Source organism: Mucilaginibacter rubeus, from assembly GCF_003286415.2.
GTDB classification, from domain to species: Bacteria; Bacteroidota; Bacteroidia; order Sphingobacteriales; family Sphingobacteriaceae; genus Mucilaginibacter; species Mucilaginibacter rubeus_A.
Genome location: NZ_CP043450.1, coordinates 1629934 through 1649798, shown reverse-complemented (window position 1 = coordinate 1649798; position 19865 = coordinate 1629934). Strand labels below are relative to the sequence as shown.

Genomic DNA, 19865 nt, shown 5'->3' with positions numbered 1-19865 from the left:
TATTTGACATATGCAGGGCTTTGTAATTAATGCTGTTCGGTATTACTTCTTCTTTTTGTGCGATGACTTATGGCTACTGCCAGATGACGACGACTTTTTAGAAGATGAAGATTTCTTCGAAGATGAATGTTTAGACGATGATGACGAATGCTTGGACGAATGTTTCGACGATGACGAATGTTTTGACGAGTGTCCGTGCCTGTGTCTGCGTGTAGGTCGGTCTTCATCACCATAATCTACGTTTTCAGGCTTAGGCATCCTTCTGATCTTCGGACCAAAATCGATGGCTTCATCATGGAAAAACTTATCGAACGGATTAAAATAATAGATATTGGCAGCATCGTAAATCTTGATACTTGCCTTTAAACGATTATTAAAAGCCTCTTCATCCTTCAGTTCGGGTGCAGTCCAGCCGGCTTCTGCTAAACCGGCAATACGCGGGAACAACATAAAGTCAAGACGTTTTTCAGAACCAATCATTTCTGTCCAGATATTGGCCTGTACACCTATGATCTGTTTCGATTGCAGATCCCCATTATTCTGTAATTGTCTTTCAGGAAAACCGTAAACACTACCAACAGTGTTATAGACACCTTTCCACCTGCGACCCGAAATATGATCGGCATCCTGCACAAAATCAAAATACATTGGCAGGCGCGGACAAAGTACTACCTGGTAACCTTTTTGTACCGCTAAATGCAACTGACCAGGCAAATTCTGTCTCCACCAAAAAATAATGGTTTTATCTGCCGGCAGGTTTGTACCGGTAGCTTCGTCCCAGGCCAAAACTTTATTACCTGCGTTTAAGGCCGTATCTGCGACTCTTTTAAAGAAATAGCGTTCCAGCTCACCCACATCGGCAAAATTGTTCTTCTGCATAAAACCGGCAATTGATGGGTTAAGCGACCAGGCTTTCACGCCCAAGGCCACCTCGTCACCTCCCAAATGAATCATCTTAGCAGGGAAAAGTGTACTGGTTTCTTTGATAATGTTACCTAAAAACTGGTAAGTACTATCGATTGCAGGGTTAAAAGTAAAATTAGGGTACCCTTCAACGCTGCCACCACTAAATTGTGGATAGGCTTTATTAGCAGCCGTAGCATGTCCCGGCATATCAATTTCGGGGATAACGGTAATAAACCTTTCGGCAGCGAAAGCTATGATCTCTTTGATTTGAGCCTGGGTATAATATTGTGGATCGGCAGATGAATCACTGTAGTTCCCTACTCCGCCAATTAATGTTAGTTTGGGATATTTTTTTATCTCCAAACGCCAGCCTTGCGCGTCGGTTAAATGCCAGTGAAACTTGTTAAGCTTGTAATAAGCCATCCAATCCAGGATCTGCTTCACCTTTTCCATTCCAAAAAAATGGCGCGATTCATCAAGCATTAATCCTCTCCACTGGTAACGTGGGGTATCGGTAATGGTTAACGATGCTAAGTTGACACTCTCTCCGCGGGGTTGATCTTTGATCATTTGCAGCAGGGAGATCACCCCATAAAATACACCATCGCGGTTTGTTGACGAGATGGTGATTTCATTTGCTACAATTTTCAGGGAATATGCTCCGGCGGTTGGATCGCCATTGGTTAAAAGTAAATGGATTACACTTCCGGCATCTTTATTATCAACGGCAAGCGTAAAACCGCTGGACTGGCTTACCTGCTTTTGAAAATAACGGGCAATGGGCAACAATGAAGCATCATTTACGCCAACTGTGCTATGATTATTAAAAGTGAACTGCCCGGTACCGTTAATTACAGACTTGGGCTGAGGAATTATATTGACATTTTGCGCCCGAACGGAACCGCAAAACAAAATAAATACAAGTACGATCTTAAGCTTCATTTAAAACAACTCAAATAGTTTGGGGCTGCTATGATATGAATTTTCTTTGAAAAACAGGGTAATTTGTTTGTAACAAAGTGTTTAAACCTCACAACCGCCGCCGCCTGAGCTTTGCCATTGGCAAATCGATAATGGATAACTTTGTACCATAAACATTCCCGATTCACAAGAAAATCACCGGTCAAATCTACCCAATCAGGTGTGCATATTGCTTTACAATTTTCGAGGTACAATTGTGAAATTTAGCTATGCAGATGTGTGAAGCAAGAGGAAAATCAACGAAATTAACATAACCCGAAGAGACAAAGCGCCAAAGCAAGGGCGCCATAATATTACAAATCAGTAAATTACATCAATTTACTACCAACGAAATCAACATATTCTATGAACGAGGCTCATAGCAGAGATAAGGGAAGGAATATTTCAGGCCTGCTATCCCGCAATAAATACCTGATCATTACTTCCGTTTTACTTTTTGTTTTAGCGGCCTCTGCTTATTTGCTTTTTTCACCAACGAAACACAATGTAAAAATGGAATTAAGCATTTCTGACGATCAGGAATCGCCGGGAATGGCCATTAACGAGGTCCGTTCTAACGTTGCGATAGGAAAAGTGATTAATTCGTTAGGGTTGCAGGTCAGTTACTATTGGAAAGGAACGTTTACCACAACAGAAATTTATGGCGATTCCTTACCCCTTAAATTTATGCTTGGCAAGGGCAGTGCCTACGACTCTCCTACCGACATCACGATCAATTTAATCAACGGCAACGTATGCCGGATCGATCAAAATAATGTACTCACAGATGTGCCTTTATACCACCCTGTGAAATATGCTTTTTTAGATTATACCATAGTAAAAGGTCCTGCCTTTAAACCCATACAGCCACCGCTGACCGTAAAACTCACTTCCTCCGCCGACTTAACTAAACAATTCAGTGAAAGTTTAAATGCGAAAATCCTGGGGAACAACAGTTTTGAATTGAGCTTAAAAGCAGATAATCCTCAAAAGGGAGAGGATTTTTTAAACAAGCTTATAGCAGTTATAAACGCCCAATATGCTAAAAAAAACTCGCCCCAAAAACCTGCTGTTGTTGACACCTCGTTGCTTACAAAAATAAACGACAGTATATACTACTATAAAGCAATGGCCGATAAATTCCGCGAGCAGCAAGCCATACTGAATAATATCAAAAAGCCAAGACCATTGCCGAAGCCCAAGCCGAAACCTATGGTGGTACAAGTGCAAACCGCATTGACCGAAAAAGAAAAAAGTAGCTTAACTGCCATCAGCGCGATAAAATCATACACATCGAAACCTAATGATCCTTTTGTTTTAATACCTGAAGATTATAGCCTTAACGACGGCCGCATTGAAGCGCTTATAAAAGATTTCAATAAAGCACAGCTTAATAAACAACGTGTACAACAAGATTCGGACAATGCCGACGCAAGTGTTTACGCTTTCAAACTCGAAATCAATTCGATAAAGGAAGCGCTTGTTAACAGTGTAACACAAAAGGAGCAAAAAATAAGGGCTGCTCATCAGACTAAAGAAGTTCGCCAACCTGAAGAGGTTGAACAACCAAAGGATATTGAACCGCCGAAAGATACTGCACAGCCAAAAGATTCAAAATCTATAGCGTCATTCATATCAGTACAACTAAATGATTCGCTGGCTCAAATAAATGCAATAATTAAGCGTAAGCAACAACAGTGCAACAGACTCTTGCATGGATCAGACGCACAATCCTCACATCCGAGGTTTACTATAGATGAAATGTCGACCACGCGGGAATCAATGAGTTCTAAATCGCTATATGTATATCTTTTTGCTTTACTGGCTGGTTTGCTGCTCTCTGCTTTATTGCTGACTATAAAAGAAGTAACATCTGCTAAAAAAACGACAGCGATGTAAATACGATCAAGAATACTACCCATTACATGCAAAACGGCGGATCATGATTAATGATCCGCCGTTTCCGTTTTCATAGGGGTAGATAAAGCTTATTTCCAGCCGCCGCCTAATGAGCGATAAAGCTCGGCATTAGCGCTTAGTTGGGCCATTTTAATTGAGGCTAAGTCCAACTCGCTTTGTAGTACATTACCTTGAGCAGTAATTACTTCAAGATAGGTAGCAAGACCGTTTTTAAACAACATGCTGGCGTTAGAAGTAGCCTGTTGCAATGTTTTAACACGATTTGCAGCAATAGCCTGTTGTTCTTTTAGTTTTTGAAGCCTTACCAAAGCATCAGACACCTCACCTACTGCATTCAATACAGACTGACGGAATTGGATCACTGTTTTCTCGCGATCAACTTTGGCAACCTCATATTGGGTACGCAATTGTTTGTGCTGTAACAAAGGCTGAGCAATGCCACCGGCAACAGTACCGAATAGTGAAGCAGGAATATTAAACCAATTGCTTGATTTAAATGAATTTAAACCACCCTGACCAGTAATAGTTAATGAAGGATAAAGCTGTGCTTTAGCAATACCAACCCTCGCGTTAGCAATGTTCAAAGCCAGTTCAGAGCTTCTTACATCGGGCCTGCGGCTCACCATAGCCGATGGTATACCTGTTGAAAGGGTTTCAGGGAAAGTAATATCGTTAAGGGTTACATTACGCTCAATGGCATTAGGTAACCTGCCTGCCAGTATACTCAAACCATTTTCCTGAACGGTTATATCACGCTCAAACTGAGGAACCAACTGTGCAGCGGCTTCTAATTGAGCTTGTGCCTGTTGTACACCTAAAAGGGTAACCTGGCCAGCGTCATATTGTAATTTGATGATGCGTAAGGTACTGTCATTCAGTTTTACGTTCTTTTTCGCAATCTCCAATTGTTCATCAAGCATCAACAGGTTGTAATAACCTTGAGATACGCTTGATACAATATTGGTTTGAACAGCCCTTTTTGCTTCATTGGTTTGCAGGTATTGAGCTAAAGCTTCGCGGTTTTGGCTGCGAATTTTACCCCAGATATCGGCTTCCCATGAAAGCGACAGGTTAGCGTTATAGTCTTCAATATGTTTGGTACCGATGTTATACTGTTTAATACTTAAACCGGTAACGCTGTTATCAGACGGGCGATTAGTGTTTGCAGTAACGTTTAAACCAAGTGTAGGTACATAGTTCCATTTAACCTGTTTAAACTGTAAGTCCGCAGCTTCGATATTTTTAACAGCCACCTGCATATCGTAATTTCTTTCGATAGCACTATCAATTAATTTTTGAAGAGCTGCATCGGTAAAGAAGTTTTTCCACTGCAAGTCGGCAATGCTGCTGGTATCACCTGTGGTAACCGCGTTCCTGAAGTTTTCAGGCAGCCCATCTTTTGGCGTAGCAACATCTTTTGAAACTTTACAGCCAGCCAGCACTACCAGTGCAATAGCCAAGCTGCCTATTATATTTTTCATTGTTGTATCTTTTTTAAACTATCACAGATTTTAAAAACCCGTGATAGTTTTTGTTGATGTTTAATTGATTAAGCTGAATATTCGTTTTCAAACACGGCCACATCTTTACCATGGTCGCCTGCGTTAGCGGCAAGCGGTTTTGGTTTACCACTGATGCGCTCTTGTAAGCCCTGGAATATCACGTATAGTACAGGTATGATGAACAAACCTAATAGTACACCCGAAACCATCCCGCCGGCGGCACCTATACTGATAGAGTGGTTACCCTGTGCAGACGGGCCGGTAGCGATACTCATCGGGAACAGACCGAATACGAACGCCATTGAAGTCATGATGATTGGACGGATACGGAGCTGAGCAGCTTCAATAGCTGATTGAACCAGCCCATGTCCTGCCTTTCGCCGCTGTACCGCGAACTCTACGATCAGGATGGCGTTCTTCGCCAGCAAACCGATGAGCATGATGAGTGCAACCTGTACATAGATGTTATTTTCGATACCTGTTAAGCCTAACACAATGAACACACCGAATAAACCGGTAGGTATTGAAAGTATTACCGCCAATGGCAGGATATAACTTTCATACTGTGCTGATAGCAGGAAGTATACGAACACCAAACACAACAGGAATATCACAGTTGACTGACCACCTGAAGCAATCTCCTCACGGGTTTGGCCGGTGAACTCATAAGCAAAACCTTGTGGCAATTGCTCTTTAGCTGTTTCTTCTATCGCTTTGATGGCATCACCAGAGCTGTAGCCCGGTTTAGGGATGGCATTGATCTCGATAGAGTTGAACAGGTTATAACGTGAAGCTGTTTCTGAACCATAAACACGGGTTAATTTAACCAGGGTGTTGATAGGTACGTTTTGGCCTGATTTGTTTTTAACAAATACACGGTCGATAGTTGAAGGATCGGTCCTGTCGGCAATATCAGCCTGAACTACTACGCGGTAATACTTACCGAAGCGGTTAAAGTCTGATGCCTGGGCAGTACCAAAGTAAGCCTGCATGGTTGACAGGATGTCTTTAACACTTACACCTAACTGGTTAGCTTTTTCGTCATCAACCTCTAATTGTAACTGAGGATAATCAGCTTTATAAGAGGTAAAGGCGAAAGCAACCGCCGGTTTCTGCATCAACTTCATGATAAAGTTATTGGCAACACCGCTGAATTTATCCAGCCTGCCGTTTGTTTTATCCTGCAGCATTACGTCAAGCGCTTCCACGTTACTGAAACCAGGAACTGTAGGGAAACTGAACACGAAGAAGGTTCCACCCGGTATTCCACCCAGTTTGCCCCTTACTATGTTCTGAATAGCGTCGATATTTTTAACCTCGCCCCTCTCTTCAGTAGGCTTTAACAACAGGAAGATAACACCTGCTGATGGACTGCTTGATTGGGTTAAGAAGTTGAAACCAGACAACGCAGTTACGAACCTTGCTGATGGTAAAGTTTTAAGCTGGTCTTCTGCTTGCTTAAATACTTTATTGGTACCACTTAATGAAGTACCTGATGGTGTATTAACAGCTATAGCCACAAAGCCCTGATCCTCGGTAGGAATGAAGCCTGTTTTTGTTTTGTTTATCATATAAACGGTAGCAACAACTACTAAGGCAAGACCCGCCATGCTTATCCATTTATTACGGATCAAAACTTTCAAGCCCCCAACATACCTGTTGGTCATATAATTGAAACCACCATTAAAGCCTGCGTAGAATTTCTCTACAAAGCTTTTCTTAGGAGCCTCGTGACCATTTTCGCTATGTTTATTCTTTAAGAATAACGCAGCCAAAGCCGGACTTAAAGTTAAAGCGTTAACGGCCGATATGATAATTGATATAGCCATGGTTAACGCAAACTGGCGATAGAAGATACCCGTTGAACCAGTCATGAAACTCACCGGTAAAAATACCGCCGCCATAACTAAGGTAATAGATATAATTGCACCGGTAATCTCGTGCATGGCCTCCGTAGTTGCGGCTTTAGGTGTAAGGCTTGGGTTGTGCTCCATTTTGGCGTGCACCGCCTCCACCACCACAATCGCGTCATCCACCACAATACCGATGGCGAGAACCAATGCAAACAGTGTTAACAAGTTAACGGAGAAACCAAACAGGTTCATGAAGAAGAATGTACCGATAATAGCAACCGGAACAGCTATAGCCGGGATTAACGTTGATCTGAAATCCTGAAGGAATACGAATACCACAATAAACACGAGGATAAACGCCTCAACCAAGGTATGTTCAACCTGGTTAATAGACTCATCAAGGTCAGTTTTGGTACGATAGAACTGGTTGTATTTGATACCAACCGGGAAATCTTTAGATAATTTCACCATCAGATTATCGATGGCGATCTGGATTTCGTTGGCGTTTGAACCTGATAATTGTATAATACCAACGATAATACCATCATGGCCGTTCAGGTTACTTACGCTATTATATGAATAAGCACCCAGTTCAACACGGGCTACGTCTTTCAAACGCAACACAGAACCATCTGCATTAGCGCGAATGGCTATGTTCTGATATTCCTCCGGTTTGGTAAGTTTACCTTTGTATTTAATTACATACTCAAATGCCTCGTTGCTGCGCTCACCAAATTTACCTGGTGCTGCTTCAAGGTTTTTATCCTGGATAGCGGCGGTTACTTCGGCTGGAGTAACATTGTATGCTGCCATTTGGGTAGGATTTAACCAAACACGCATTGAATAATCTTTAATACCACCAAAAATACTGGCAGAACCTACACCCGGAATACGTTTAATTTCCGGAACGATATTGATCTGCGCATAGTTGGCTACAAAGGTTTGATCGTATTTTTTTGGATCCTCTGAGTAGATTGCCATAGCACCAATAAAGCTGTTTTGCTGCTTGGTAGTTGTAATACCGTACTGCAAAACCTCGGCTGGTAACTGGCTTGAAGCCTGAGAAACACGGTTTTGAACGTTTACCGCTGCCTGATCGGGGTTCGTGCCTTGTTTAAAGTAAACAGTGATACCTAATGTACCGTCATTACTGGCGGTAGACGTCATATAGGTCATATTTTCCACACCGTTGATCGCTTCTTCTAACGAAGGCGTAACGGAACGGAGGATAGTTTCGGCGTTGGCGCCCGGATATACCGCAGATACCAATACCGACGGAGGGGCAATATTAGGAAACCGCTCTAAGGGCAGTTTTGTTAAACCAAGTACACCCACTATCACCAGCAAAATGGAGATAACAGTTGAGAGTACCGGTCTTTCTATAAATTTCTGAAACATGACTTTAAAGTTTAAGTGTATGTATTAGTGTTTAACTACAGCGGCTACTTTATCAGCCTGTTTTTGAGGCTGAATAACCATGCCTTCCTGTAGTTTATCGATGCCCTCTAACACAATCTGGTCGCCGGCTTTGATACCTTCTTTATCTTTAACCAGGTAGTGATCGCCCGATTTACCAACTATATCGATAGGTTGTTTTTTAACTTTGCTGCTATCACCAACGGTGAACACAAATACTTTGTCCTGCATTTCAACAGTTGCCGATTCAGGCACGATCAAAGCATCTTTGTGGCTCAGGCTCAAACGGATCTTACCTGTATTACCAGAACGTAACAAACCATCAGGGTTAGCAAAGTTTGCTCTTAGTGTAATAGCACCTGTATTTTTATCAAACTGACCGTCTACGATATCAATTTTACCTTGTTTAGCATATTCTGTGTTATCAGCCAACAACAATGATACTGATGGTACATTTTTCAATTTATCTTTCAGATTAGCGCCAGGATATTGTTCTTTAAAGGCAACAAAATCTTTTTCGCCAAGAGAAAAGTAAACGTGTACGTCATGAACATCTGATAGTTGAGTTAGTGGAGCGACATCTGCGGGAGCAACAAGGCTACCTTGCTTTTTAGCAAGCAGACCGATATAGCCGCTCACAGGAGCTTTGATTAAAGTGTAACCTACATTGATCTGCGCTGTAGCTACGTTAGCTTTGGCCGATTCGATATTGGCTTTTGCTACATCTAAAGCTGCTTTGGCAGTTTTTAACTGATAATCTGATACTACTTTATTTGCAACAAGCGGTGTTAATTTATCAACTTCAAGCTGTGCGTTAACATGTGCTGCTTCGGCTGCGTGTAAGCTTGCCAATGCATTATTTAAAGCCGCGCGGTATGGTTGTTCGTTAATTTTAAATATTGGCTGACCTGCAGATACAAAAGCGCCTTCGTCAACAAATACTTTATCTAAAGTACCGCTTACCTGCGGCCTGATCTCTACGTTAACAGTACCTTCAATTGAAGCTGGATATTCCTGGAAAGTAGTTTCAGAACCTGAAGTAATAGTTGCTACCGGTAATGCCGGTGGCGGCGGTGCTGTTGGAGCCTGCGGTGCAGATGAACATCCATATAATGTTAAAGCTGCAACTGCCGCTAAAATGAGTGTTTTCATGAGTGATGATTTTAAGAGTGGTGAATGGATAGGGTTAGAATAAGCCGTTGGGCTTGTGATATATGATGATTTGATTGTTTTCATTGTTTTACTATTGCCGATCATTTTTCAATTGAAATGCCAGTTATACAACCAGCTTATTATCAATATTTTATATAATTTTTATTTTAACTTCAAGTGCCTTATATCGTGATATTCACGTTTTTACATTACGATATATCAAGACGGTGCGCGCTAATTGCAGCTGTTACATAAATTAGATGTTACAACACCGTTAAATCGTTTAACACTGTTAAATGGATTACGTGGGTTGTGAGTGAGCTTTTTCATTGTATTAAGAGTTTGTTTTAAAAGTGCTTTAACATTTACTTAACACTGTAAGGAAATTTAACAGTGTTATTTTTCGGTCATGAAAAAACCTGATCTTTCATCGACCTGATAATACCGCTGATGGTATCTTTCAAAACCTGGCGGTTAACTTCGTCAGAGAAACCTCTGCTTAGTAAATTGATGGATACCAGCCCGTGTACAACCGACCAAAAGGTGTAATATTTTGTACAAATCATTTCGTCGTTGATATCCTTTATATTCATTAGCTGCATAATTGCTTCGCTAACCATGGTGGTGAAACGCTGGGCTTCTGGCATTGCTCTTACTACCTCGCAGCAGCAATTCATCTGTACGCCAAACATAACCTGGTAAAGCTCCTTATTTTCAAAAGCAAAATTCCAGTATGCAAGCCACATAGCTTCAAGCTGATCTTCGGGCATTGGATAGTGCTCTTTTGCTTTTTCCATGTCCTTAGCCAATATTACATAACCTTTGCGGGTAAGTTCCATTAATATGGCATCCTTGTTTGCGAAGTATTCATATATAATGGGCGCGGTGTATTCGATTACATCGGCAATCTTACGCATGCTTAAAGCCTGCCAGCCTTCATGCTTAACTATGTGGAGCGCGGCGTCCAGGATGTTTACCCGGGTTTCTTCTTTTAAGCGCTGTATTCGTTCTTTACTTGCCATTTTGATTACACCATTAAATCATTTAACAGTGTTAAGCAAAAGTATAACGGTTTTAAGGATTATTTACCATCCCTTTGTCATAAAGGTTTCATCCAATTGTCATGGATTAAACCTTTTGTGCAAAATCCGGTCAGCAAGCGCTTATTTTTTTACCAGGTAAACCAATTGCCCAATATGATAGCCCTGGTGTATAGTACGATTAATCAGGATATTCAGTCTGTTACGGTGTGGCTCTTTTTCAAAATCATCTGCAGAAATTGCACTATGCGGTTTAAACCAATCTTCCGGTTGCATGGCATTCATTTTCTCCGTCAGTACCTCATTAACTTTAGCCCAATATTGCTTGAGTTCAGCTAATGATGGTTTTTCAAGACCAGAGTTTTCAGGATTTTTAATAAAAGTAGCGTCAAGCTCAGGATACAACCTTTCGCCTAAACCTAAGTAGGTAAACATTCCGTCGCTCACAGCTGTAAGATGGCCAAGCAGGTAAACACCGGTGTTACGACCGGGAGCTGTTTCAGTTGCAAGGGCTTCGTCGGTAAGTTTGTCAAGCAAACCGTTAAGGCGGCTATTTTGCAGTTCCCAGTTAGAAACTACCATCTTGATAAATAACTCAGTTGACGGCTGTACGTTGGTTTCGGTAATGTTTGTGCTCATTTTTTGCAGATGTAATATCAAACCGGCTGATTTGATATTACAATTATAAGCCAAAACCGAATTGAAGTTATACCGATCTGCTTATTTGACAAAACTATGATACCGCGGGCTCGTCTTCAATTTTTCGTACCAACCATATCATCATGGCAGCAAAGGCGGCGACAACAAAGAAAGCTATTTGCAAATTGGCCGCCTGGGCTATAAAACCTACTATAGGCGGCACTATAACAAAGCCGAGATAGCCAACAGTTGATATAGCTGCCAATGCCTGGCTGCTGTTCATTGTTTTTGACTTGCCGGCCATGCTAAATATCAGCGGTACTATACAGGATACCCCCATGCCTATCATGGCGTACCCCAGATAAATGGTTAGTGTAAACGGCAAAAAAACCGATACCAGTAAACCGGCGAATACCAACACACTACTGTAAGTTAAAACCTTTTTGATGCCGATGGCAGAAACTACCCTATCGCCTGCAAAACGGCCAATCGTCATGGTTACCATGTAAACTACAAAACCGGCCTCGGCAAACGATTTGGTGGCATGTACCACCTTTTCAAAATAAACGCCGCTCCAGTCATACAAAGTATTTTCGCAGGCCATAGAAGCGAAGCAGATCAATGAGAATTTAAGCAGGTGCTTATCGGGCATCGAGAATACAGATTTGTCCGGAGTTTCCGCCGGCTGGTAATCGTAAGTTGAGGGATAAAATATCATTGAAAGGATAAACATTGCAATCCCCACAAACAATAAATGATACGAAGGCGCTACATTAAATAACACCATCAAGTAACCCACTGCAGCACCACCAAAACCAGCCAGGCTCCAGATACCATGAAATGTCACCATGATTGATTTATCATACAAAGCCTGGATCCCCACGGCTTGCGAATTCATGGATAAGCCCAATATATTACGTGTAGAACCGATAAAGAATAATACAACGATCAGCTGCCACATATAAGCCGCGAAACCCGGCAGGCATAACACCAAACTAAAAGCCAGCGCCCCTATCAGCATCATTACCCGACTGCTGAAATGTTTGATCATTTTAGCTGTAAGTGGCATCGTAAGCATCAGGCCAACAGGCATAGCAAATAATACAATACCTAACTGGGCTTCATTTAAATTAAGCTGATGTTTTATGGATGGAATACGTGAGGCCCATGAAGAATAACCGAAGCCCGAAACGAAGAAGAATACACTGTTGGCAATCCGCATTTTTGATTTGCCCGCAGCCGTTAGCTGATCCATACTGTATAATGAAGCCCAAATTTAGCTATATTTTATCAGTATGTACCCGCTATTAGTAATTATACCATGGCTTACATACAAGGCTCGGCACAAGGGTCACGATCTTCCGCTTTATGGAAAATTTTATTGAAACCTTGCTGTACATAAGTTAAGCCTAAATTTAACAAAGCCGATACCTGCAAGGGCGTAGTGTCTGGCAGGGTGAGTGATATCAGGTGTGATATAAGTTTCATGATTATATTATCGTTTCCGGCTGCAAAATTGATACAATAAATCCGAAAAAAATCTTACCCGGATCAACAACTGACCTTGGATAGATAATTGATATTAAGTATGATAAAGATTTGACAGTGCGACAATCAGATGATTATTCAACTTCCAATCTCGGGGCTGATTATCCGCCAATTGCAATATTGAGGCCTTAGTTTGTAAGCGCGTTTTTTTAGCTTTACTTTTGAGATAAGTATTTAAATGAAAGACACCACCAAAACTTTGAGTTCAGGACCTACATATAAAGCAGCCGGTAAAGTGGCAACCATTATCGAAAGGCATTTCAGGCATTTTCATGCCAAAGCGCTTGCCGATAACAACGAGATAGACCTCGCGCCTACTCCGAGCTGCACCACCATCGAATCACTTATTGATATCTCATTTTGGGCAAGCTTACGCCGGGAAGAGGGCTTTTCACCAAAATTCACCCTGGCTTTTTTACCGCCCGAAGCAGCCGGTCAGCCATTGTTGTTTGGTGGCAAAATTAAACTTGCGCCTAATATCCTTACCAAATTTGCTTCGGCAGTACAACAGCCGGGCATCCATTTAGGCATCTGGATAGAAGATGATGAACTATATATTTGGGGAACCACCCTGGCTATTCCGGCTTACTGTTTTGTGCTGGAAGTAATTGAGCCAGGACTACTGGTGATCAAACATCGCCGTATAGAAGGCTTTGGTAAGTTTGTAAACATAGCCATATTAAAAGGCGACGATATTAAAGTAGTTGACGAGCATGGCTCCAGCATTTCTGATTGCCCCAATGTACTTTCGGCCATGCTTGATTTTACTTTGCCATCCCTGTGGAATGATCCGGTGAACGTATTAGTTCAGCTGGCTACCTCCATGCAGGCCCACAAACGTGGCGGCATCTTATTAGTTGTCCCTTCCGAAAGCGAAGAATGGCGCAAATCCATTATTACACCGATCTCCTACCCTGTTGATCCTCCGTTTTCGGGGCTTACAGATCTGATGATTCACGAAGGTATCGACCGTTACCATACCTCATGGCAGGAAAAAATGCGCCGTGCGGTTGATACCATAGGCGGATTAACTTCGATAGACGGCGCTACCCTTATAAATGATAAACACGAGCTGCTGGCTTTCGGTGCCAAAATAGGCCGCTCGGAAGAAAGTTCACCTATTGAAGAGATTGTAGTTACCGAACCAATAGTAGGCTGCTCAACCCGGGTAATCCATCCGGCTCAAAATGGCGGTACAAGGCATTTAGCCGCAGCACAATTTGTTTTTGATCAAAAGAATGCCATAGCTTTAGTAGCTTCGCAAGATGGCCGCTTTACGGTATTTGCATGGTCGCCGGTTGTGGGCATGGTGCATGCACATCAGATTGATATATTGTTGCTGTAGATCTTCAGAACTCGAATTAAATGAATTATTAGAATCAACAGAATAGAAGAAGGACAGCGGAGACAAAATTCGATTAATTCACAAAATTCGTTTAATTCGAGTTTAGACAAAAATATCGATTGCAGCCTCAATCGCAATTCAACAACAAATCGTAATATTTCCGCATGAGTACGGTGTCGTAATTAACCAGCGACTGATAAGCTTCTGAAACAAGCTCATTGAGAATGGATGAACCTAACTGTCCGCCTCCGTTTGGGATGGAGTCGTAATAAACAATAATTTCCTTAACCCTGATTATTTCATACAGTAACTGCTGAACCAAATCAGTCTGAGTACCCGCCTGCATTCCAGCCGAATTTTTATTCAGGAAATCTAAAGGATCATTATTAGTAGCAGGGGTCATTTTTTATCAAACAGGATCGGAATTATGGTTTTAGCAACTATGTATTAACAGTTAATAAGTTTAAACATCCGGTTTTTGTTTTAAAAAAGTTAAAAAAATTTAAAACAAAATAACAAAACCCTCATAAAGAGGGTTTTGTTACTATAAAAAATTGCTTAGTTACTTTGTTTTGGCTCCGGTTTAGGCAATAATACCTTACGCGATAGCTTCAGTTTACCTTGCTTATCTACGTCAAGTAGTTTTACCCTTACCTCATCACCTATCTGGAAGATACCGTCCATAGTTTCAATACGGCGGTGATCAATTTCAGAAATGTGAAGCAAACCATCTTTACCAGGCATGATCTCAACAAACGCGCCGAAAGGCATGATCGATTTTACTTTACCTTCGTAAATTTCGCCTACCTCAGGTTTTGAAGCGATAGCACGGATACGGCCCAAAGCAGCATCGATAGAAGCCTTGTTATCGGCAAAGATCTGAACAATACCCTGGTTGTCTTTTTCCTCGATAGAAATGGTAGCGCCTGTTTCACGCTGCATTTCCTGGATGATTTTACCACCGGGCCCGATAACGGCACCAATAAATTCTTTATCAATTTTGATGGTAACAATACGCGGAGCGTGTGGTTTGTAGTCGGCACGTGCTTCGGTAATGGTTTTAGCCATTTCGCCAAGGATGTGTAAACGACCGTCTTTAGCCTGGTTTAACGCATTGGTTAAAACTTCGTATGAAAGACCGTTAATTTTCAAGTCCATCTGAACAGCAACGATACCGTTTTTAGTACCGGTTACTTTAAAGTCCATGTCACCTAAGTGGTCTTCGTCACCAAGAATATCAGAAAGGATAGCATATTTGGTACCCATTTCGTTAGTGATCAAGCCCATCGCAATACCCGATACCGGCTCTTTAATTTTAACACCTGCATCCATCAGCGCTAATGTACCGGCACAAACTGTAGCCATTGATGACGAGCCGTTTGATTCCAAAATATCAGAAACTATACGGATAGTGTACGGGTTTTCATCTTCAGAAGGCAATACTTGTTTCAATGAACGCTGAGCCAGGTTACCGTGACCAATTTCACGGCGACCAGCACCCCTGTTAGGCCTAACCTCGCCAGTTGAAAAACCTGGGAAGTTGTAGTGCAGCATAAATTTCTGGTAGCCGTTAATGAAAGCACCATCAATCATTTGCTCATCATCCTTAGCACCTAAGGTAACAGAAGTTAATGATTGGGTTTCGCCACGGGTAAATACGGCCGAACCGTGAGCAGATGGTAAATAACCAACTTCGCTCCATATCGGGCGGATCTGGGTAGTAGTACGACCGTCTAAACGTTTACCTTCATCTAATACAAGGTTACGGATAGCATCATACTCTACATCGTGGTAATATTTTTTAGCAAGGCCTTTAGTGATATCATCAATCTCGCCTAAGGTTTCGATGTAAGCATCACGTACTTCTTTAAATTTAGCGCCACGCTCTTCTTTTGCCGAAGCTGCAGAAGCAATAGCGTAAACCTGATCATAAGTAGCAGCGTAGATAGCTTTTTTCAAATCTTCATTGCTGTGCTCATGGCTGTAAACGCGTTTTTCGGTTTTACCAACTTCAATGGTTAGTTCTTTTTGAGCTAAACACTGAATTTTGATAGCAGCATGTGCAAATTTGATAGCCTCAACCAATTCAGCTTCCTGAATTTCTTTTGATTCGCCCTCAACCATGTTGATATCATGCTCGCTGCCTGCAACAATAAATTCTAAAGTGGCATGCTCAAGCTGGCTTAAAGTAGGGTTAATTACTAACTGACCATCAATTTTGGCAACACGAACTTCAGATATAGGGCCGTTAAAAGGGATGTTAGATACAGATAAAGCTGCAGAAGCTGCCAAACCGGCTAAAGCATCAGGCATAATATCTTTATCGGCAGATATTAATGAAATCATCACTTGTGTATCTGCGTGATAATCTTCAGGGAATAATGGACGCAAAGCACGGTCAACCAAACGAGAGATCAAAACCTCATAGTCTGATAAACGGGCCTCGCGGCGTAAAAAACCACCCGGGATACGGCCTGTTGCAGCGTATTTTTCCTGGTAGTCAACAGATAATGGCAAGAAGTCAACACCTTCTTTAGCTTCAGGCGATGATACTACAGTAGCCAGTAACATGGTATCACCCATTTTTACTACTACCGAACCATCCGCTTGTTTGGCCAGCTTACCTGTCTCGATCTCAATGGTGCGTCCGTCGCCCAGATCAATAACTTTTTTAATTACGTTTAAACTCATCTTTTTTTGTTTGTGATGCACTTTTCATCTTCGGGAGCGCATCGGATTTTATGTTTGTAAATATATGTTTCAAAAGTAAAAAAGCCATCCTAAAATGGGGATGGCTTTTAAATAAAAAAGGAGAGAATTACTTAATGATATCCCTAAGCTGTAAAGCTTTGATGATAGCACGATATCTTTCAATGTCTTTTTTGTATAAATAAGCAAGTAACGCGCGACGCTTACCTACTAATTTTTGCAGTGATAACTGAGTTGAAAAATCATGTTTGTTTTTTTTCAGGTGGCCAGTTAAATGTGCGATACGAGTGGTGAATAAAGCTACCTGTCCTTCTGCAGAACCTGTGTCTGTAGCTGATTTACCGTGTTTTGCAAAGATCTCTGCCTTTGCTTCTTTACCTAAATACATTACTTGAATAATATTAAAGCGTTAACTATTTTATTAATTGTGGGTGCAAAGATAGTGATTAATTATGCAAAAGCAAGGGGTGGGTAGATTTGTTTTTATGCTTAGTGAATGGTTTATTGGGTTGATTAAGTGAGTGGTTTGTTTTATGGGGTTAATGGTTGCTGGCTGATTAAGTAAGCGTTATTATTGTCTGAACTCGAATTTCTGGAATTAAAGAATTGGCAGAATTTCAGGCACATTCGATAAGTTCTTTAATTCGTTTAATTCCGGTTAAGACATAATAAATCCAAAATCAAAAATCCCAACTCTTAAATCGATTATGGCGTTACCTTCGGCCCGCGCTATACGCTCATACGCCTGCAGGCTTTACACACAGGCCGGTATCCGCTCCTATCGCTAACGCAGCTTTGTCTGAATGAAAATTTACAGAGTTTTAGGATTAACATAATTTCTTATCGACCATTCGTTATTCTGAAAATTCTCAAATTCCGTAAATTCTGATTCAGACAACAATCAACGCCTCCCTTCTGTCCAGCTTTTAAAAATGGCAGCCTGCAGCTGATCAGGGTTTGGCAAGGGGGTTATCCTGAATGACTTTTCACGCTTTTTACCAAGCGTTACGTTTATATCTTTTTTTTCGCCATTTTTCAGAATGGTAAACTTCACCACATCACCTTCTTTACGGTTATCGAGTGCCTTACCCAAAGCTTCCGGATTAGCTGTTTCGCCGTCAATTTTTAAAACAACGCTACGCCCACGAATGCCAGCATTCCAAGCAGGGGATTGGTAAGCTACTGTGGTGACGCGCATGGTATCCCTAACCTGGCGCATATTTAACCCGGCCCAGGCGTTTGAAACTGTGGTTGTAGCAGTATCTACAGCCAATCCACCGTAAGCAAAATATTTTGGATAATCCGGTGGTTTAACAGTCGACGCGTATTCAAACACTTCTGTTAAAGGCACACCTGCCATCTTTTCGCACTCGTTCCTGAACTCCTGTTCTGTAAAGCCGCGGTTCAGCTTTTTGTAATATTTGTAATAAAGCAAGCGCATTACATCATCAAGCGTTTTCTTGTTTTGTGTAGCGTGGCGAATGCTAAAATCAAGCATCAGCCCCAAAATTGGCCCTTTATCGTAATACGAAATGGTTTTATTAAAATCATCGCCCTGCCTGCCGTTAGGTCCGTCATCCCAGGTATTGTAACTGGCTTGTGTTGCCGATTGATATAAATGCCCCGGCTCGTTTTCATAGTTACGCAGGTTGTTCTGAAAATCGCCAAACATATCTTCGTTAGTCATTAAGCCGGCATGCCTGGTAATCATGTACTCATAATAAACGGTAAAGCCTTCGGATACCCAAAGCATATTGGTATGGTTCTCTTTCGAATAATCAAAGGGCCCAAGCTCAACCGGCCTGATGCGCTTAACATTATAATGGTGAAAATATTCGTGCGCTATAAAGTTGTAAAGCTTTTTACGGGCTTCAGGCGTATTAAACCCTTCGCCGCCGCTAAAACTTAACGAGGTTGAGTTCAAATGCTCAATACCCCCGCCTCCTGCCCCTATCGACAGAAAAGTATAATGCGTATAAGGTATTTCGCCAATGATATTGCTACCGGTTACTACAATCTTTTTCAGATCGTCCATGAATGCCTGCCTGTCAAAAGCGGGCAGTTTGTAGCCAATAAAGTTGTGTGGCTTGTTTTGTACGGTAAATGGCGGTAAAATTTCCAGCTCCCCCATTAAAAACGGACTATCATAAAGCACATCAAAATCAGCAGCTTTATAAACATGGTATTGCCCCTTCAAGGTATCCAGTCCGGTAGCTACCAGATCATTCCATTTGCTGTAAGGTTTCATTTTGATGGTAACCGGGTGACGCAATTCCTGATCGAGATACATGAACAGGCCGCCGGGAGTAATATAGCCACGTGTTTCGTCCAAATAAACGTTGCCTACAAAGGGCACCACAGCCTTTACATCGTACGAGATCTTGACATCGCCTGCAGAAGGGTTATTAACCTGCCAGGTATCTTTAGTCGGTTTATCAAATTTTAGCGGACTGCCTTTTGCATCGGTCACTGTAAAATTTTGCACTGCACCTGCAAAATCTATTAGCTGATAATACCCCGGTGTCCAAACGCACATTTTAAAGTCGAGTGTTTTGAGATGGGTTTTGTTGCTGAGCTCAACATGATACAAATGTTCGGCTGCCTTTTCCATCGACACCGAATATTGCATATTAACAGGTTGCTGAGCTAATGCGCCGGCGCAAAAAAACAGGCAAAATGACAGGGTTAACTTGGATGCTAATTTCATTACCAAAGTGGGTTTTGCCGAATATAATAAATGGGAATTTATTTATCCGGCCACTCACTGGAAATTAGCCTGAAAGATGTGAGGAATTATTAGAGGGAGATAAAATTGATTGGGATTAAATAATGAGCGTCATTGCGAGGCACGAAGCAATCTCCTATTTACAGAGTA

14 protein-coding genes are annotated in these 19865 nt (G+C 41.7%); 2 read left to right on the top strand and 12 right to left on the bottom strand.

Annotated elements, in window-relative coordinates; all coding sequences use genetic code 11:
- Positions 1-42: 42 nt before the first annotated feature.
- The gene (locus tag DEO27_RS06690) at positions 43-1848 is read right to left on the bottom strand and encodes a beta-N-acetylhexosaminidase (RefSeq protein ID WP_190295343.1); all 1806 of its coding nucleotides are present in this window, start codon (positions 1846-1848) and stop codon (positions 43-45) included.
- 384 nt (positions 1849-2232) lie between these two features.
- Here DEO27_RS06690 and DEO27_RS06685 point away from each other — a divergent pair, with 384 nt between their 5' ends.
- Positions 2233-3765 (top strand): hypothetical protein, encoded by a 1533-nt coding sequence (locus tag DEO27_RS06685; RefSeq protein WP_112571886.1) that lies wholly within the window; start codon positions 2233-2235, stop codon positions 3763-3765.
- A gap of 89 nt (positions 3766-3854) precedes the next feature.
- Here DEO27_RS06685 and DEO27_RS06680 read toward each other — a convergent pair whose 3' ends face one another.
- The 7 genes from DEO27_RS06680 to DEO27_RS31345 form a co-directional block, all read right to left on the bottom strand.
- Complete coding sequence (locus DEO27_RS06680; protein ID WP_112571896.1) at positions 3855-5267, bottom strand: efflux transporter outer membrane subunit; 1413 nt, start codon at positions 5265-5267, stop codon at positions 3855-3857.
- A gap of 68 nt (positions 5268-5335) precedes the next feature.
- Positions 5336-8539: an efflux RND transporter permease subunit gene (locus DEO27_RS06675; protein WP_223818177.1), complete on the bottom strand. Its 3204-nt coding sequence runs from the start codon at positions 8537-8539 to the stop codon at positions 5336-5338.
- A gap of 24 nt (positions 8540-8563) precedes the next feature.
- Positions 8564-9793: an efflux RND transporter periplasmic adaptor subunit gene (locus tag DEO27_RS06670; protein WP_394339761.1), complete on the bottom strand. Its 1230-nt coding sequence runs from the start codon at positions 9791-9793 to the stop codon at positions 8564-8566.
- 323 nt (positions 9794-10116) lie between these two features.
- Positions 10117-10731, bottom strand: coding sequence for a TetR/AcrR family transcriptional regulator (locus DEO27_RS06665; protein ID WP_112571898.1), 615 nt, complete (start codon positions 10729-10731; stop codon positions 10117-10119).
- A 141-nt stretch (positions 10732-10872) separates the two neighbouring features.
- Positions 10873-11388 carry a DinB family protein gene (locus tag DEO27_RS06660; protein WP_112572284.1) on the bottom strand — a complete coding sequence of 172 codons (516 nt, stop codon included), beginning with the start codon at positions 11386-11388 and terminating at the stop codon, positions 10873-10875.
- Positions 11389-11482: 94 nt separating this feature from the next.
- Positions 11483-12643, bottom strand: coding sequence for an MFS transporter (locus DEO27_RS06655; RefSeq protein ID WP_112571900.1), 1161 nt, complete (start codon positions 12641-12643; stop codon positions 11483-11485).
- 71 nt (positions 12644-12714) lie between these two features.
- Complete coding sequence (locus DEO27_RS31345) at positions 12715-12876, bottom strand: hypothetical protein (protein ID WP_190295342.1); 162 nt, start codon at positions 12874-12876, stop codon at positions 12715-12717.
- Between the two features lie 238 nt (positions 12877-13114).
- Between DEO27_RS31345 and DEO27_RS06650 the strand changes: the two genes are divergently transcribed.
- Positions 13115-14281, top strand: coding sequence for a putative sensor domain DACNV-containing protein (locus DEO27_RS06650; RefSeq protein ID WP_112571902.1), 1167 nt, complete (start codon positions 13115-13117; stop codon positions 14279-14281).
- 127 nt (positions 14282-14408) lie between these two features.
- Here the strand turns inward: DEO27_RS06650 and DEO27_RS06645 are convergent, their stop codons facing one another.
- The 4 genes from DEO27_RS06645 to DEO27_RS06630 form a co-directional block, all read right to left on the bottom strand.
- Positions 14409-14684 carry a hypothetical protein gene (locus tag DEO27_RS06645; protein ID WP_091210495.1) on the bottom strand — a complete coding sequence of 92 codons (276 nt, stop codon included), beginning with the start codon at positions 14682-14684 and terminating at the stop codon, positions 14409-14411.
- Positions 14685-14839: 155 nt separating this feature from the next.
- Positions 14840-16972 carry a polyribonucleotide nucleotidyltransferase gene (gene pnp, locus DEO27_RS06640; RefSeq protein ID WP_112571904.1) on the bottom strand — a complete coding sequence of 711 codons (2133 nt, stop codon included), beginning with the start codon at positions 16970-16972 and terminating at the stop codon, positions 14840-14842.
- 127 nt (positions 16973-17099) lie between these two features.
- Entirely contained in the window at positions 17100-17378 is a 279-nt protein-coding gene (gene rpsO / locus DEO27_RS06635) for a 30S ribosomal protein S15 (RefSeq protein WP_112571906.1), read from the bottom strand.
- 513 nt (positions 17379-17891) lie between these two features.
- The gene (locus DEO27_RS06630; RefSeq protein ID WP_112571908.1) at positions 17892-19697 is read right to left on the bottom strand and encodes a M61 family metallopeptidase; all 1806 of its coding nucleotides are present in this window, start codon (positions 19695-19697) and stop codon (positions 17892-17894) included.
- Positions 19698-19865: the final 168 nt, after the last annotated feature.